Source organism: Bifidobacterium saimiriisciurei (assembly GCF_010667655.1).
GTDB classification, from domain to species: Bacteria; Actinomycetota; Actinomycetes; order Actinomycetales; family Bifidobacteriaceae; genus Galliscardovia; species Galliscardovia saimiriisciurei.
On record NZ_WHZU01000011.1, the window covers coordinates 53405 to 69632 of the forward strand.

Genomic DNA, 16228 nt, shown 5'->3' on the forward strand with positions numbered 1-16228 from the left:
TTTTGATGTGCGTTTTCTTGCCATAGCGCACGACACCGAACATGAAAATTCATTCTTGTTCGCGTGTCGTGCGCTTTTGTTATCTCTTCTGTTGTTTTGCACCGTTCAAACCGACCGCAGTGAACGCTTTTGTGCGCTCTTGCGTGCTGATTATGTGACCTTTGCGCGTTGCCACGGATTGCACGCTCCGCTGCTTGCAAATCGAACATCGGAAGTGCGACCATTGGTTGTGGCGAGGCAAACGGACGCTTCGCCGCACACTGAACATGTTCCAAAGGGGACGGATATGAGCGAGGATATGAGCGAAACCACCCGAAGCACCTTTGCAATGACCTCCGCCGAAGTGAAGCAGCTGCTTGACGAGGCGCACGACGGGGGATTCGCCTACCCCGCCATCAACATCAGCAATCTCGACACCGCCATCGCCGCCATGGAGGGCCTCGAGCAGGCGAACAGCGCCGGCTTCGTGCAGGTGAGCATCGGCGGCGCCAAGCAGGCCAGCCCGGTGGGCGACCCGGTCGAGGGCTCCATCATCATCGGCCGCATGATGCGCGACCTGCGCAAGAGCCATCACGTGCCCATCATGCTGCACACCGACCATTGCCACGCCGACTACGTGGACACCTGGCTCAAGCCGCTGCTCGTCGAGCTCAAGAGGCTCAAGGACGCCGGCGAGGAGAAGATCTTCGACTCGTTCATGTTCGACGGCTCCCATGACGAGATCCACGACAACGCCGCCACCATCAGGGAGCTGCTGCCGCTCGTGCAGGCCGTCGACGGCGTGCTCGAGGTCGAGGCCGGCGGCAAGTGGGGCGGCATGGAGGACGGCGTCGCCGACCAGGCCGTCTACTCCACGCCCGAGGACGTGGCCGTGATTCAGAAGACGTTCACCGACGCCGGACTCGACGAGGACGACTACCTGCTCGCCGTCGCCTTCGGCAACGCGCACGGCACCGCCGTCATCCCCGACCTCAAGCCCGAACTGCTCAGCGAGATCGCCGAGAAGACCGGCGTGCGCAACATGTACGTGTTCCACGGCGGCTCCGGCTCCTCCGACGAGGACGTGAAGGCGGCGGTCAGGGACGGCGTCGTGAAGATGAACGTCGACACCGATACCCAGTACGAGTTCACCAACGGCATCGACGCGTTCTTCGTCGCCGCCGACGGCAAGCAGCGCTCCCACCGTGTGGGCAAGAAGTTCTTCGACCCGCGCAAGTGGAACGCCGCCGGCCGCAAGGCCATGACCGCCAAGGTCGTGCAGGTGGCCGAACTGCTCGGCAGCGCCGGCCACGCCAAGGCCGTCGACTACAAGTCGGTGCTCGCACCGGTGCTCGCGTAGCGCCGCCGGTGCGCCGGCATCGCAGACCGACGCACCGACGCACCGACACGCCGACGCCCGAAACCAAAGACCGGGCGCACGGCACCCCGATTCTCCCGCATCCGGATGCAGACATCCATCCGTGCGGAACCGTGGCCGCGCGACGACCCGCGCGGCCACGCGGAACACAACCAGCAACGAAGCAACACACAGTACACAGTGGTACGGAAAGCGTAATACGAAATGAAACCAGGCAACGTCTATCTTCTCCGTCATGGCCAGACCTACTGGGCCATGTCCGGCCAGCACACCGGCAGGACCGATGTGCCGCTGACCGAGGTCGGCAAACAGCAGGCCGTGGCGGCGGGGGAGCGCGTGCGCGAGGCCCATCCCGAAGCCTTCGCGGCCGTCTGGTGCTCGCCGCTCGTCCGAGCCAGCGAAACCGCGAAGCTCGCCGGATTCGACGCCAAGCCGTGCGACGACCTCATGGAATGGGACTACGGCCGCGCGGAAGGCCGCACCCGCGGCCAGATCGGCGAGGCCCTCGGCCGCGCATGGAACCTCTGGCTCGACGGCCCGCAGGCCGTTCCCGAAGCCCTCGGCGCCGAACGCGTGGAGACCCTGCCCGACGGCCAGCAGGTGCAGGTGCACCTGACCGAAGGCGAAACCCTCGACGAGGCGTTCGCCCGCGCCCGCCGCGTGGTCGAGAAGGTGCGCGCCTACTCCGAAGAAGGCAAGGACGTGCTCCTCGTGGCCCACTCCCACATCCTGCGGCTCGTGGCCATGGCCTGGGTGGACCTGCCGCCCGTCGAAGGCCGCAAGTTCGAACTCGGCACGGCGCGATACATCGTGCTGGGCGACCACAAGGGCCAGCCGGTCATCGAACACTGGGGCGCGTAGCCGCCCCGCGTAATCCGCAGCGCGACACGGAAGTAAGGAAACGTCAATGAAGTACAACGACACCGTCAAGCGCCGTCCGATGGTCATCGGCAACTGGAAGATGAACCTCGACCACGTGCAGGCGAGGCAGTGGCTGCTCGAATACGCAAGCTCGAACACCGCATGGCAGCATCGCATGGAAGACGCCGACGTGGTGGTCAACCACGTCGAGATCGGCGTGCTGCCCTCATTCACCAGCCTGCTGGCCATCCGCGACATGGCCCGCGACACCACGCTCGACCCCGAGCTCTTCTTCGGCGCGCAGAACGTGAGCGAGCTCGACGCCGGCGCCTACACCGGCGACATCAGCGCCCAGATGCTCGCCGCCCTCGGCTGCCGCTACGTGCTGCTCGGCCACTCCGAACAGCGCCGCTACCACCCCGAGGACGACGACAAGATCGACCGGAAGATGCGCGTCGTGCTCGACCGCGGCATGACGCCCATCGTCTGCATCGGCGAAACCAAGCTCGGTCGCGAGGACGGCATCGGCATCGACTACGCGCTCAACCAGCTCGTCTCCGCCGTGCGCCTGCTCTCCGGCGAGGACATGAGCCGCGTCATCGTGGCCTACGAACCCGTATGGAGCATCGGCACCGGCATGACGCCCGACCCGTCCGTCATCGAATCCGCGCTCGCCGACATCCGCGACTTCATCAACGCCACATTCGGCGCCGACGTGGCCGCCAAGGTGCGCATCCTCTACGGCGGATCCGTCAACCCCGGCAACGCGGCCGAGATCATCCGCCGCTACGGCGTCGACGGATTCCTCGTCGGCGGCGCCAGCCTCGACCCCGCCAAATTCGCCGAGATCTGCCATCTCGCCGCCGAAGCGAGCGTGGTGAGGCTTCGCCGCAGCGCGCACACCATCTACCGGCCGGGCAAACGCACCGTGGAGGAGTTCACCGACTCCACGCTCGAGGCGCCGCACCGCATGACCGCCACCAAGGTGGCGCAGAACCATCCCGACGCCATGGCATGGCGCGCCGCACTGGCGCTCGCCGCCTACCGCACCGTGGGCTTCCAATGGCTCGAGGAGCAGGCCGCCATCGAGCTCGAGGACGCCGCCGACGCCTCCGGCAACACGTACGTGGGATTCGACGCCGACGTATTGCGCGACATGATCTGGGCGAACAGGCTGCGTATCATCGAATCGATGATGAAGCTCATCGACGAACGGCGCATCCGCGGCATGTTCTCCATTCGTCAGTGGCTCATCGAATGCGACGACTCGCTGAGTGCCGACCGACGCGGTGAATTGCTCGCCGAGGAGTTCGCCACCGTGGCCTGCATGCGCGCCTACCACGAGATGAATACCGGCCTCGAGTTCGAGCAGTTCCGCAAGCCGTTCGTGGCCGGATACCTGCTCAGCGACGTCGACACCAAGAACCGCCTGTGGCGTGTGCGCGGCATCGACCGCAAGCTCCACAGCCCCTGGAAAAACGGCAGGGGAGGGCTGTAGGGAATAACGGCCTGTTGGCGAACTGACGCGTCTTATGGGGGTCACATCAATGGCGATGTGCAACCCCATAAGGCGCTGATTTCGTGTGAACAATCAGATTATTTGCGCATGGCCGCGAAGGAAGTCCACCAGTTCGCTTTGCCCGCGATTTTTGGTTACCACGTCCTGAATCCACTGATATATTCCGTTGGATTTCGTGTCGTCCGTATCCGGGATGCCTACGAAAAGGAGGCCGGCTGTCCGTAGATAATGCCGAATATGGGATAAAGCACGGATTCGATTTGCTCGAGTTTTTCTTGCTTATACCGGTCTTCATCGGTAGGGGACAGGTCGAATCCGGCATGTTGCACGGTCTTGGCGTGGATGTCATACACCATTTCGGCAAAGGCTTCCATCACGGCCTGTGATTCAAAGACGATTGGAGGAGCGACGCTCCTCCAATCGATGTGTTCGTCTTCCATCATGAGTTCTCGAGCATGCGGAGGGCGTTCGGCCAGGAACGATTGACTCGCTCGATGCCTTCGGCCAGGGTGTTGGACAGGATTCCGTCCGTTTGCCAGTCCTTGGAATCCAGGATCATCTGATTCGTGATGGCATTGTTTTCGTGGGCGACGTAGGCCGAATCCCAAGCGCTGCCCTTGCGATGGGTGCGCCGGACGAGGTCGAACGCGGTCAGTCTGCCGAAAGAACCCATTACATCCTTCGCTACTGAGGCCAGCTGCTCGGATGTCTGAAAATCGCCGCTTGCCCGGAAGATTCGGGCGCTGCCGAATGTTCGGAACGTCCTATATACAAGAGGCTCGACGGGGCCGTAGTCCCAAGCCTGAATCTCATCGTCGAAAAGGGGAGAACCGAATCGCTTCAGATGAAGGGCCTGTGCGAAATACACCAGCTTATTCAACTTCAGATTCGTCAATTCCTCTTTATCGCCGTAATTGGCAATGAAATAATTCGCCACATCCAATGATTTCATCGGTTCCTCCTTTCATAAATCCTTCGCAATAAAGATTTTCTCACGATTGTAGTTGTGATGTGTGCCGGGCGGCAAGATACGACTCATAAGACGGGTATATTGCCTGGCGTCGTGAATCGGCTGGAACGAGGGCTTGATTCCGGCTTTTTGCGTGGGGTGGAGTGGCTGGCTGTCCCCGTAAGTCAACGGGGGGGGGGTATATGTTGACGAGGGTCAACAGAAGGTGTGCCGGTGTTGGGACATACAGGTCTTTTCTACTTGACACTGATGGGACGTAGCTTGTGGTATCCGCTGTCGGCATGCCTCGTAATGGCCCCCTATGGGCGGTGAAGAGCCGCCCTGGGGTGGGTGCCATTAAAGGAGAAGGAGCAAAGCCATGGGCGGAACCGGAAAGCACCAGACGGCAAGAGGAGTGACATACATATGGCGCGCGATGCTGGGCGCGCTGCTGGCGGTGGTGACGCTGGCGACGATGGCGCTGCCGATGAACGCCGCATACGCGGCGGACGACGACCCGGCATGTTCCACCACCACGCTGCCGGTCAAAAGGGACGGCACGTCGGTGACGTGGGCCGAGGTGCGCGACTACATCGACAAGAACTTCACCGGCTCCAAGGTGTTCGCCGATGCTGTATACGACGCGATCTGCAAGTCGGGGCAGGACTTCTCGCGCAAGGATTATTACTACAACGACAAATACAATCAGACGCTGCGCGATGCGGAAGCAGTGATTAGGACTTATGGTGCGTATGATTCCAATGGTGATTTCGGTTCCCGAAATACGTCGATTACGCTTACCAAGCGTTTGGAGGATAACGCGGTACTGACCGGCATCGGCCAGCTACGGTATGTGTCCAGTCTGTATGTAGAGGACGTTGGCTCTCATAGAGGATTGGACTTTATAGAAGATGCCTATGAACCGGCCAAGGATGAAATTCATCCCAAAGAAAGCGACCCAATGGGGCCGGCGGTCATTGTAAAGAAAATTGCTATTACTGAGTTTCCCAAGAACCCGTATACATGGAACCTTTCTAGAACTATCGGCGTTAACTTGCATAATTTCCAGAGCACGAATTACATCAGTCTGTTGATACCGATTCTGCGTAAACCGGGCGGTGCCAAGACCACTCCAGTAGTCATTGACACGGCATTAACTGGGCGTGGTGGTTCCTCGGTGGATTTAACGCCCGCAGCCGATGCCGCATCTATCGCAGCGAAAAACGGTGTAATACATCCAACTGATGTGAGCATGATGCAAAACGATGATTTTGGTTGTGATCCCTTCCAATATAAGATTTGTGCGGATACGTCGACCAGCGGCGGGTATACGGCTTCGGGAAATCGTCTTTCCGTATCGATTCCTAACGATGTTAAACAGAGCAGGGCTTATTGGTCGCAGCTCATTTTCAACGAGATGTATTGGTACTTCGCGAATGCTGCAAGGCAGAGGAATTCTCCCGACTACTACTATCGTACGAGTGCTGATTACTTGAACCGTGTGACGCTGGTCGGCTCACAGGTGGTGATTTCCGGTGCTCGCGTGCAGAAGGTCGATGAAAACGATTCATCGAAGGGACTGAATGGTGCCGAGTTCGAACTCTATACGGACAAGGATTTCAAGCACCGTGCCCAGCAGGCCAAGCTGACCGCTGCCGGTAAACCGCAGTTCGAGACCAAGGACGGCAAATCGTCCTTGAAGATGACGGACACCGGCACGTATACATCCGAAACCAAGGACGGCAAGGACGGCATCATCGTTCTCGATAATCTGCTGCCAGGAACGTACTACCTCAAGGAGGTTAAGGCTCCGGAGGGGTATCAGACCGAATCAAATCCTCGACCCATCGAGGTGCTGGTCTCCGGCGAAGGAACCAATGCCGCGAAGGTGTCCGGTGGCGTGGGCGAGAGCGCCACGGTGGCCAAGGATGGGGAGACGGTTACCGCCGTTGCCGATCAATTCGCGGGAGCTACTACTTGGGCATCTACTTCCCTCAACAACGTGCGTGTCACCGCCGGCACCGAGGAAACATCCGCTTTGCTGAAGGACCAGCAGGGGAAGGACATCGCCGGTAGTGGCGTGTTTGTGAAGAACGATGACAGCAATGGTGGCGAGGGCAAGAGCGTCACCTTCACCAATGCGACCGCCCCCAAATCCACGACGCTGCTGGGCTCCTCCTCCGACACGGTGAAGGTGACCACCACCGACATGGACAAGGCGTCCTCCTCGGAGAACGTCGCCGACCTCGCCGCCGCGCAGACCAAGGTGAACGATCTGATTGCCAATAACAAGCTGGATGCGTCGAACGCGCTCATCGCTGTGGACACCGGCGTGAAGGTGTACCACAAGGCCATTCCGGTTACCGTGCAGACGACCATCACCAACAAGAAGTCCGCGAAGCCGCAGCCGGTGAACGTCACCCTGCAGGCGCGGAAGCACTTCACGTCGAACGGCAAGGACCAGCAGATCACGGCCGGCAGGTTCGCGTTCGACCTGACGCCGAAGCAGAACGACAACGCGCAGCTGCTTTCCAAGAGCACGCTTACCGCCAAGGTGGGCGCGGACGGCAAGGCCACGTGGACGCTTCCGCAGATTACCTCCGACATCTATGAGAAGGCCACGAAGAACGCCTCGGGCGTCGCCTCGTTCAACTTCACCGCCACGGAACAGAAGGGCGACGACAAGAACATCACGTACAGCGATGCCAAGATTCCCGTGCGCATCGACGTGTCGAACGTCTCGCCTGCCGACAACAACGGCAATGCCGGACTGAAGACGGAGGTGTTCGTCGACGGCACGTCGAAGGGGTCCGCGACAAGTGGCAAGGACGCCATCGACCTGCACATCACCAATTCGGGCGTCGAGTTCACGAACGTGCTCAAGCCGTCGTTCGAATTCACCAAGGCCAACGGCAGCGACCACGCGCAGCACCTGCAGGGTGCCGGGTTCACGCTGTACCGCTGCAACGCCGCCGACAAGCCGTGCGACGTCCGCGAGCTGGTCGACTGGCAGGGCAGGTCCAACATCGGCGCCGACAAGGCATGGTCCGAATTCGGCGCGCAGACCAGCGACGCGGACGGCAGGGTGAGGTTCTCCAGCCTCGACGACGGCGAATACCGACTCGTGGAAACCAAGGCCCCGAACGGGTTCACCCTTCCGAGCGGCCAGTGGAAGGTCACCGTCAAGAACGGCGTGGTCTCCATGCCGGAAGCCATCGCCGACAAGGAAGGCAACGAGCCCGCCGGCTTCGGAACCCCGACAGGCGGCGGACTCGAGCTCTACAACTACAAGCCGTTGAACGTGCCCTCCACCGGTGGACGCGGCCTCGTGCTGTTCGCCTCGCTCGGCGGCGGACTGCTGCTCGCCGGCGCAACGGTGGTGCTCATCGACTCGCGTCGCAGGAAGGCGCGCGCCGTAACCGCCTGACCGGTAGTCGGCGACAGTCAAGCCGGCGGCAACCAGTTTTCGGATGGTCGCGCCCACGGCGCCGCGAAGCGTCATGGGCTTGGCCATCCATTAATCCGAAATCAGCATTTCCGAGAAAAGAAAGGAAGAATCATGTTCCATCTCAAGAAAGGCGGCCTGAGGGCCGTCGCCGTCGCGGCAGCCGTCGCGACGCTCGGCTCCCTCGGCCTCGCCGCCCCGGCCATGGCCGCGGACGCGACGCCGAACGGCGCCGAGACGAACCAGGGCTCCATCACCGTCAAGAACGTGCAGGGCGGCGCAACCGTCACCGCATACAAGGTCATCGACGTCAACTACAAGAACCTGGGCACCGCCGACAATCCGTCCTACGTGCCCACCACGCCGCAGTACGAGTGGAATGCCGCCGTCGTCCAGTGGGTCAAGGACTATGACACCGAAAACGGCGTCGACTACATCGGCGACAACAACGCCGTCACCGACCAGTACGCGGCACTGCCGAGCGACACCAGCGGCGCGCCGAAGGCGGACGGCTCGTACTCCTCCAAGATCGCGAAGTTCTACGACAAGCTGTCCGCCGCAGTCGGCAGGGGCGAGGTCAGGCTGACCTCGTCGAAGGCGGTCACGGTCGGCGGCACCGCGGACGCGACCACGGTCACGCTCGACGGCCTGGAAGTCGGCGGCTACCTGGTGAAGATCACGAACACGAGCGGCAACACCGAAGGCGTCGGAACCGTCGCCGACTATTCATACCGTCCGGTCGTCGTGACCATCGGTTTCAGCCAGGAGGGAACCGGCCCCTGGACCATCGCCAACGCCGAGATCGACTCCAAGCGCGACAAGGCCACCATCGACAAGTCCGTCAACGAAGACACCTCCGGCCACAAGACCGGCGAGGGCGAGAAGAACACCGGCTCCGACACCGTCGGCATCGGCAGCGTCGTGACCTACAACGTGCGCTCCGATGTGCCCGTCTTCCCGAAGGACGCCATCGAGAAGAACTACGTCATCGCCGATACGATGGACAAGGCCCTCACCCCGAACTACACGAACTCCGGCAGCCACAAGTTCAAGGTCTACGGCGTCGACTCCAACGGCAAGGAAACCCCGCTCGGCGAAGGCGCAAGCAACGAGTACTACACGCTGACCACCACCGATGCCAAGGACCTCGACGGCAAGGCCGCCACCTGGGTGCTGAAGTTCGACTACGAGAAGATCCGCCAGTACAGCAAGATCCACGTGGAATACACCGCCACGGTGAACGAGCACGCCGTCGTCGCCTCGCCCATCAAGAACAGCGTGAAGCTCCAGTACACCAACAACCCGTACGAGCAGGACTCGCACCGCACGGTGCCGGACGAGGTCAAGGTCTACACCTTCGGCATCAAGGTCCACAAGGTGTTCATCGAGAACGGCGTGGAGAAGACCGACAACCTCCCCGAAGGCGCCGAGTTCGCCGTCTACAAGGACGGCGCCTCCACCCCGCTGCAGTTCGTCAAGACCGCAGACGGCGAATACCGTCTGGCCAAGGCCGGCGAGACCGGCACCGTGACCAGCCTGCCGGTCAAGGACGGCTACCTGAAGGTCACCGGCCTTGACGACGGCAAGTACCAGCTCGAGGAGACCAAGGCCCCGGCCGGCTACGTCAAGCTCGAAGGCAAGCAGGACGTCACCATCACCCCGGTGAAGGACGACGCCTCCGGCGAATACACCGGCGCGGTGTCGGCCCCGACCGACGAGATCGGCTTCGTCTCCACCGAGGTCAAGAACACCAAGGGCATGCTGCCGCAGACCGGTAGCGTCGGCATGGTGCTGATGACCGTGGCCGGCGTGCTGCTCATCGCGGGCGGCGTGACCGTGCTGCGCAGGCGCCGCGCCTGACGCATCCGCCTCGATGCGATGACCGGCCGGCCGTCGTCCGGCATCTCAGGCTTCGGCCGGCCGTCCATTGCATCGGCGGCGCCCCATGACGATCCCCGCGGAATGGCGATACGCATTCTGCGGGGATTTACGCTATCCAAATCACATACTCGGGCAACCCAATACCTGGGCAACCACATGCCCGGGCAACCACATATTCGAACAACCAAGGAGTCGGAGGACATGGCGAAACACAAGACGTCCCGAAGCAGGGCGTCCGACCGCCTCATCACCGTGGCGGCGATGCTGCTCATCCTCGCCGGCATCGGCGTGTTCTCCTACCCGATCCTCGCCGACCTGCTCTCCACGCGGCAGCATGACCAGGTCATCGCCGACTACAGTGGCACGGCCTCCACCATGTCGGCCGCCGAAAAAGCGAAGCAGCTCAAGCTGGCGCGCGAATACAACGACAATCTTTCCGGCGAGCCGCTGCACGATCCGTTCGTGCCCGGCAGCGGCTACGCGTTGCCGCAGAACTACACCGACGTGCTCAACATCAACGGCGACGGCGTGATGGGCACCATCAGCATCCCCAAACTCAAACTCAACCTGCCCATCTACCACGGCACCGACGACGAGACCCTCGCCAAAGGCATCGGCCACATGCGGCAGACCGCACTGCCCATCGGCGGCAAAGGCAACCGCAGCGTGCTCACCGGGCATCGCGGGCTGCCCGACGCGGAACTGTTCACCCGGCTCGACGAGCTGAAGAAGGGCGACGTCTTCCTCATCGGCGTGCTCGACGAGACCCACGCCTATAAGGTCGTGGACATCCGGGTGGTGAAGCCCGACGAACTCTCTTCGATTCGCGCCATCAAGGGGCGCGACCTCGTCACGCTCGTCACCTGCACGCCCTACGGCATCAACACGCACCGTCTGCTCGTCACCGGCGAGCGCACCGCCTACCATCCCAGCCAGAGGAAGGAGCCCGTCGTGTCGTTCTCGCCCACCTCGCCCGACACCTGGTTCCGGTTCGGCGGCATCGCGGCCGCGGCCACGCTGCTGGCCATCGGCGGCGCGCGCTGGTGGCGGGGCCGGCGGAACTGCCCTGCAAAGGAGGCATAACCATGACACAAGAATTCACGCCGATGCAGATTGCGATGCTGCAGCAGCTTCCCGTGGTCCGCAAGGTCAACGCCACGCGCATCCAATACACCGACGCGTTCCGCAGGGAGTTCCTGCTGCGTGACAGACGCGGCGAGTCGCCGACCGTGATATTCCGTTCCGTCGGCCTCGGTCCCGAGGTCATCGGACACAAGCGCATCGAGCGGTGCACCCGGCGGTGGCGCGACACCGCCGATGCCATCCTGGCCAGAGGGGGAAAGCCCGTGTGGGGCGATGACGCGGACGGCTCCGAGGGGGCCGGCGGCGCGGACGTCACCGACTTCCTGAAGTTTCTGGACGACATGCCGCGCAGCGAATCCGACAGCGTGCTCTCCGAGATGATGATCATCATCAACGGGCGTCGCATCGCGCGATTGGAGAAGGAGGTCGAGAGACTCACCAGGATCGTTCATGACATGGAGGGGGCGACGTGGGATGACGGGACCGGCGAGAACGCGGAATAGAACGGTCTAATCCTTGTGGCACCATGATGTGTACATACGTACATATTCATTATCGCGACCTGAGGAGAAACGCCCATGGGCAATCTGCTGCTCGCCGTCATCTACGTGGCCTTCATCAGTCTCGGCCTGCCCGACGCCGTGCTCGGCTCGGCATGGCCGGTCATGTACCACCAGTTCGCCGTGCCGGTCTCATACGCCGGCGTCGTGTCCATGATCATCAGCGCCGGCACCATCGTGTCGTCGCTGATGAGCGACCGGCTCACCCTGAAGCTCGGCGCCGGCAGGATCACCGCCATCAGCGTGGCCATGACGGCCGTCTCGCTCGGCGGATTCTCGTTCTCCTCGCAGTTCTGGATGCTGTGCCTGTGGGCCATACCCTACGGTCTCGGCGCCGGCGGCGTGGACGCCGCGCTCAACAACTACGTGGCCCTGCACTACGCGAGCCGTCACATGAGCTGGCTGCACTGCATGTGGGGCCTCGGCGCCACCGCCGGCCCGTACATCATGGGATTCGCCCTCACCCGAGACTTCGGGTGGAACAACGGCTACCGGTGGATCTCCATCCTGCAGATCGTGCTCACCGCGCTGATCGTGCTCAGCCTGCCGCTGTGGAAGGCGCGTTCGGGGGTCTCGGCCGCCGCTGCCGATGCCGCCGGCGACGGGGCCGGCGAGACCGCCGCTGCCGATGCCGAACGCAAGCCGCTCGGCCTGTTCGGCGTGCTCGCCATCCCCGGCGCGAAATCCATCCTCATCATGTTCTTCTGCTACTGCGGCCTCGAACTGACCACGGGACTCTGGGCGGCGAGCTACATGGTGCTGAACCGCGGCGTCGACGCCGACCGGGCCGCCGCATGGGCGAGCCTGTTCTACCTGGGCATCACCGCCGGACGCGCCATCAGCGGCTTCATGACCATGCGGTTCGACGACCCGACCATGATCCGCATCGGCCAGGCCATCATCGCACTCGGCGTCATCGTCATCGCCCTGCCGTTCGGCGGCACCATGACGCCGCTCGTCGGCCTCATCCTCATCGGCCTCGGATGCGCGCCCACCTACCCGTGCATGATCCATTCCACGCCCACGTACTTCGGCGCCGACAAATCGCAGGCCATCATCGGCGTGCAGATGGCCACCGCCTATCTCGGCAGCCTCTCCGCGCCGCCGCTGTTCGGCCTCATCGCCAACCACGTCTCCATCGGCCTGTTCCCCGTCTACCTCGGCGTCATTCTCGTGCTCATGGTGCTCATGCACGAGAATCTTCGCCGTGTGCACGCTCACCAGAGCGAAAACAGCCGGAAGCTGCCGGCGACGGCGAAAAAACGCGGTAGTGTTGGAACGGAATGATAACGGAACGGCTGCTATGGCAGCAGCCGGACGCCCGCGAACCCGTCGGCGTCGACATTCAGACCGAGGAGGAAAACCATGATTGAAACCGCACAGGCCTTCGGCATCGACATCGGCGGTTCCGGCATCAAGGGCGCGCCCGTCGACCTCAAGGAGGGCAAGTTCGCGGCGGAACGCCTGCGCATCCCCACGCCCGAGGTTTCCACGCCGGACGCCGTGGCGGCGATCGTCAAGGAGATCCTCGACCACTACGAGGTCGAGGACGGCACCCCCATCGGTGTGGCGTTCCCCGCGCCCGTCAAGCCCGGCCGCCCGCTGAACTTCATGGCCAACCTCGACCAGTCCTGGGTGGGTGTCGACATCAACAGGCTGCTCAGCGAGAAGACCGGCCGCGAGGTGCATGTGGTCAACGACGCCGACGCCGCCGGCCTCGCCGAAGCCCAGTACGGCGCCGCCAAGGGCAACAAGGGCCTTGTCATCGCCACCACGCTCGGCACCGGCATCGGCACCGCGCTCATCATGAACGGCGTGCTCGTACCGAACACCGAGCTCGGCCACCTCATCCTCGACGGCAAGGACGCCGAGAAGTACGCCGCCGACTCCGCGCGTTCGCGCAAGGAGCTTTCGTGGAAGAAGTGGGGCGCCCGCCTCACCAAGTACTACCGTCTGCTCGAGCACTACTTCAGCCCCGACATCTTCGTCGTCGGCGGCGGCGTGAGCAAGAAGCACGAGAAGTTCTTCCCCTACATCGAGGTCGAGACCCCGATGGTGCCGGCCACGCTGCTCAACGCCGCCGGCATCGTGGGCGCCGCCTACTTCGCCAGCACGCAGATGGAGAAGTAGCGGACAAGTAGCAAAGGCCGCCGGAGAGGCGGCGGCCGCTACCACACGAACCAGGACCTCACGGCGTAATACGCCGTGGGGTTCGTTCGTATCAGGGGACTGATCTTGCTCGGCACGAACGTGCCGGCGATGGTCATGAGCATGGTGGCGAACACCAGCGCCACCACCACGCACACCGCGATGCGCGCGAGCCGCGCCTGGCCGACGGAGAACAGGAACCGGCGGTTCGCCGACCATTCGAATATCGCCGGAATCGTCATCGCCGCGACCAGAGAGAACAGCCAGCCGAAATCGCTCACATACCGCCAGTCGAGACCGCCCTTGTAGGCGACGAACACCAGCTCCAGCACGCCCAATGCCAGCAACGAGCAGGCCAGGCCCCAGATGCGATGGCGCATCAGCGTCCGGCGCATCGCTGGCAGGGCGGCGATCAGCAGGCAGGCGGGCATGAACCACAGGAAGCCGCATATCATGCGTTCCGTGTACTGCCACGGCTCCACATGCGTGAAGGGCACGTCCAGCCACGGGAACGAGTCGATGAGCCGCGGCGGCTGGAACAGGTAATAGCCCAGCACCTGCGGCAGCACGGAAAGCGGCTCATGATAGCGCGTCAGGTCGGTGACGGTGAGCTGGTAGTCGTTGCCGAAATCCAGCGGGGAGCCGAAACGCCAGAGATTGTAGGCGAACAACGCGGCGAACACGGCCGCCGCAGGCAGCATCGCCGCAAGGTCGGACCGCCATGTGGTCCACAGGCCGCGGCGGGGCCACGGCAGCAGACGCATGCGGCGGGGGAGCAGCACCCCGAGGAAGCGCAGCATGCGGCCGGCGCGAATCTCGTCGGCGAAGATCGGCAGGAACAACAGCGCCGAGAAGATGAACGTGGCGCGACAGCCCAACGTCAGCGCGATGCACAGCGACCCGAACGCCACACGACGAAGGTCGATGCGAATCCCGTCCGCCTCGGGATCGGCGGTCAGGGCCGGATCGTTGATGGTCCAGGTGCGCCAGCGTGGCTTGTCGTCGTTATCGCCGTTGCCGTTGCCGTCGTTGCCGGGCATGCGCACGCGTCGTGCGCTCAGCCACAGCCACAATCCCAGGGCGGTGAACATCAGCGCCGAGGACGGCGCCAGCTCGTAGAACGTGGGGCGCAGCCACAGGAACCACGCGTTCGACCCGCAGGCGAACACGACCAGCAGCAGGATGACCACGCCGACGCTGATGGTGGGGAAGAACCGGTCGATGATGCGGATCACCAGCAGCAGGCTGAAGATGAGGAACCCGAACAGGAAGACGGCCGTGGCCACCGGCGTCGGCAGCCATGCGCCGCCCTCGATCCACAGCGACGTGATGGCCTGGTACGGCAGGAACAGCAGCACCGACGGCACCACGCCGAAATACGTGTACCAATGGCCGTCGAAGAACACATGATCCCAGTAGATGTCGCCCACGCCCTGCGAGAGCAGCCGGTCGCGCGTGGCCACGTCATACGGGTTGGCGGCGTCGAGCAGTGCCTGCGGCACGGGAAGGTCGAGCCATGGCCGGCCGTGCAGCAGCGAATCGGCGACCTGCGCATACTGATTGAAGTCATACACATATGAATACGGCTGGTGGAACACGTCGGAGGAACCGGACCATATCGCATTCCACACCGTGAAGACGAACATCGCGGCGAACGGCACGATGATTGCGGCGAAGGCGATGCGCTGCCTGCGACTATGCGTGTTCAATGCGATGCGGTAGAGCCTCGAACGGGGCCGGAGCATGGCGAACACCACGGCCACGGCGCTCATGGCCAGCACACGCACCGGGCTGATGCGCAGCGGCGGATGCGCGTTGACCTCCAGGGTGTCGAACGCGAACTGCGCGCCCTGCGTCTCCTGAATCCACACGCGCACGGCCCCGACCGGCCCGTCGCTCGCACGGTTGCGCAGATAGGTGCTGGGCCTCACATGACGGTGGAACGAATCATCCGTGCCGGTATGCCATACGCCGTCGGCCGTGCGCGCGTCGATGCGCACATGCAGCGCCCAGTCGAACGGGTGCCGGTCGTCGTCCAATGCGGCGTCCCGGTTCGTGGCGGAACCCGAGGCGAACCGGACGTATCGCACGGTCTCGCCGGCGGCCCCTGCGGAATCGGTCAGTCCGCTGACCTCGATGTACGCTTTGGTGGGGTCGTCGACGCGCAGCACGCCGGCGCCGCTGCGGGCCAGTCCCTCGCCCAGCGTCATATGCGGAGACTCCACCGGAGCCGGGGCGCTGATGGCGGTCCAGAACGGCAGATTGAAGCAGACGATTTCGAGAACAAGGATGATTGCCGCCGCCACGCAACCGTATCGGTGGTTGACGGGCAGGGAGCGCAGCCAAGGCCGCACGGAAGCGATTCGGGCATTCACGTTACCTTATTGTAAAGGCACGGGCGAAGGCGGGGTCCATATCCCGTCCG

Annotated in this window: 12 protein-coding genes; 9 read left to right on the forward strand and 3 right to left on the reverse strand. The window is 63.1% G+C overall.

The annotated features are described in order from the left end of the window. Positions 1-286 precede the first annotated feature (286 nt). The 3 genes from GFD18_RS07570 to tpiA all read left to right on the forward strand — a co-directional run bounded on the left by GFD18_RS07570 (position 287) and on the right by tpiA (position 3716). Positions 287-1339 carry a class II fructose-bisphosphate aldolase gene (locus tag GFD18_RS07570; RefSeq protein WP_163199070.1) on the forward strand — a complete coding sequence of 351 codons (1053 nt, stop codon included), beginning with the start codon at positions 287-289 and terminating at the stop codon, positions 1337-1339. A gap of 222 nt (positions 1340-1561) precedes the next feature. Beyond that, positions 1562-2218: a histidine phosphatase family protein gene (locus tag GFD18_RS07575; RefSeq protein ID WP_163199072.1), complete on the forward strand. Its 657-nt coding sequence runs from the start codon at positions 1562-1564 to the stop codon at positions 2216-2218. Positions 2219-2264: 46 nt separating this feature from the next. Then, the gene (gene tpiA / locus GFD18_RS07580; RefSeq protein WP_163199074.1) at positions 2265-3716 is read left to right on the forward strand and encodes a triose-phosphate isomerase; all 1452 of its coding nucleotides are present in this window, start codon (positions 2265-2267) and stop codon (positions 3714-3716) included. 218 nt (positions 3717-3934) lie between these two features. Here tpiA and GFD18_RS07585 read toward each other — a convergent pair whose 3' ends face one another. Continuing rightward, positions 3935-4180, reverse strand: coding sequence for a hypothetical protein (locus GFD18_RS07585; RefSeq protein ID WP_163199076.1), 246 nt, complete (start codon positions 4178-4180; stop codon positions 3935-3937). Then, on the reverse strand, positions 4177-4689 hold the full coding sequence (locus GFD18_RS07590; protein WP_100511530.1) for a Panacea domain-containing protein: 513 nt from the start codon (positions 4687-4689) through the stop codon (positions 4177-4179). Before GFD18_RS07590 ends, GFD18_RS07585 begins: the two co-directional genes overlap by 4 nt. Positions 4690-6187: 1498 nt before the next feature. On the opposite strand from GFD18_RS07590, the gene GFD18_RS07595 reads away from it, so the two are divergent. From GFD18_RS07595 to ppgK, 6 genes are all read left to right on the forward strand, one after another. After that, a complete protein-coding gene (locus tag GFD18_RS07595) occupies positions 6188-8113 on the forward strand; it encodes a SpaA isopeptide-forming pilin-related protein (RefSeq protein WP_243386997.1) in 1926 nt (641 codons plus the stop codon). 132 nt (positions 8114-8245) lie between these two features. Next, a complete protein-coding gene (locus GFD18_RS07600) occupies positions 8246-9991 on the forward strand; it encodes a SpaH/EbpB family LPXTG-anchored major pilin (protein ID WP_100511527.1) in 1746 nt (581 codons plus the stop codon). 222 nt (positions 9992-10213) lie between these two features. After that, complete coding sequence (locus tag GFD18_RS07605) at positions 10214-11095, forward strand: class C sortase (protein ID WP_163199078.1); 882 nt, start codon at positions 10214-10216, stop codon at positions 11093-11095. 2 nt (positions 11096-11097) lie between these two features. After that, the gene (locus tag GFD18_RS07610; protein ID WP_100511525.1) at positions 11098-11598 is read left to right on the forward strand and encodes a hypothetical protein; all 501 of its coding nucleotides are present in this window, start codon (positions 11098-11100) and stop codon (positions 11596-11598) included. A gap of 75 nt (positions 11599-11673) precedes the next feature. Continuing rightward, the gene (locus tag GFD18_RS07615) at positions 11674-12942 is read left to right on the forward strand and encodes an MFS transporter (RefSeq protein WP_163199080.1); all 1269 of its coding nucleotides are present in this window, start codon (positions 11674-11676) and stop codon (positions 12940-12942) included. A gap of 78 nt (positions 12943-13020) precedes the next feature. Next, complete coding sequence (ppgK, locus tag GFD18_RS07620; RefSeq protein ID WP_163199082.1) at positions 13021-13785, forward strand: polyphosphate--glucose phosphotransferase; 765 nt, start codon at positions 13021-13023, stop codon at positions 13783-13785. A gap of 38 nt (positions 13786-13823) precedes the next feature. Here the strand turns inward: ppgK and GFD18_RS07625 are convergent, their stop codons facing one another. Further along, the gene (locus tag GFD18_RS07625; protein WP_163199084.1) at positions 13824-16178 is read right to left on the reverse strand and encodes a hypothetical protein; all 2355 of its coding nucleotides are present in this window, start codon (positions 16176-16178) and stop codon (positions 13824-13826) included. Positions 16179-16228 lie beyond the last annotated feature (50 nt).

Bases quoted from the DNA above. Each gene is read 5' to 3' on its own strand.
- GFD18_RS07570 (WP_163199070.1), top strand. From the start codon at position 287: ATGAGCGAGGATATGAGCGAAACCACCCGAAGCACCTTTGCAATGACC.
- GFD18_RS07575 (WP_163199072.1), top strand. From the start codon at position 1,562: ATGAAACCAGGCAACGTCTATCTTCTCCGTCATGGCCAGACCTACTGG.
- tpiA (WP_163199074.1), top strand. From the start codon at position 2,265: ATGAAGTACAACGACACCGTCAAGCGCCGTCCGATGGTCATCGGCAAC.
- GFD18_RS07585 (WP_163199076.1), bottom strand. From the start codon at position 4,180: ATGATGGAAGACGAACACATCGATTGGAGGAGCGTCGCTCCTCCAATC.
- GFD18_RS07590 (WP_100511530.1), bottom strand. From the start codon at position 4,689: ATGAAATCATTGGATGTGGCGAATTATTTCATTGCCAATTACGGCGAT.
- GFD18_RS07600 (WP_100511527.1), top strand. From the start codon at position 8,246: ATGTTCCATCTCAAGAAAGGCGGCCTGAGGGCCGTCGCCGTCGCGGCA.
- GFD18_RS07605 (WP_163199078.1), top strand. From the start codon at position 10,214: ATGGCGAAACACAAGACGTCCCGAAGCAGGGCGTCCGACCGCCTCATC.
- GFD18_RS07610 (WP_100511525.1), top strand. From the start codon at position 11,098: ATGACACAAGAATTCACGCCGATGCAGATTGCGATGCTGCAGCAGCTT.
- GFD18_RS07615 (WP_163199080.1), top strand. From the start codon at position 11,674: ATGGGCAATCTGCTGCTCGCCGTCATCTACGTGGCCTTCATCAGTCTC.
- ppgK (WP_163199082.1), top strand. From the start codon at position 13,021: ATGATTGAAACCGCACAGGCCTTCGGCATCGACATCGGCGGTTCCGGC.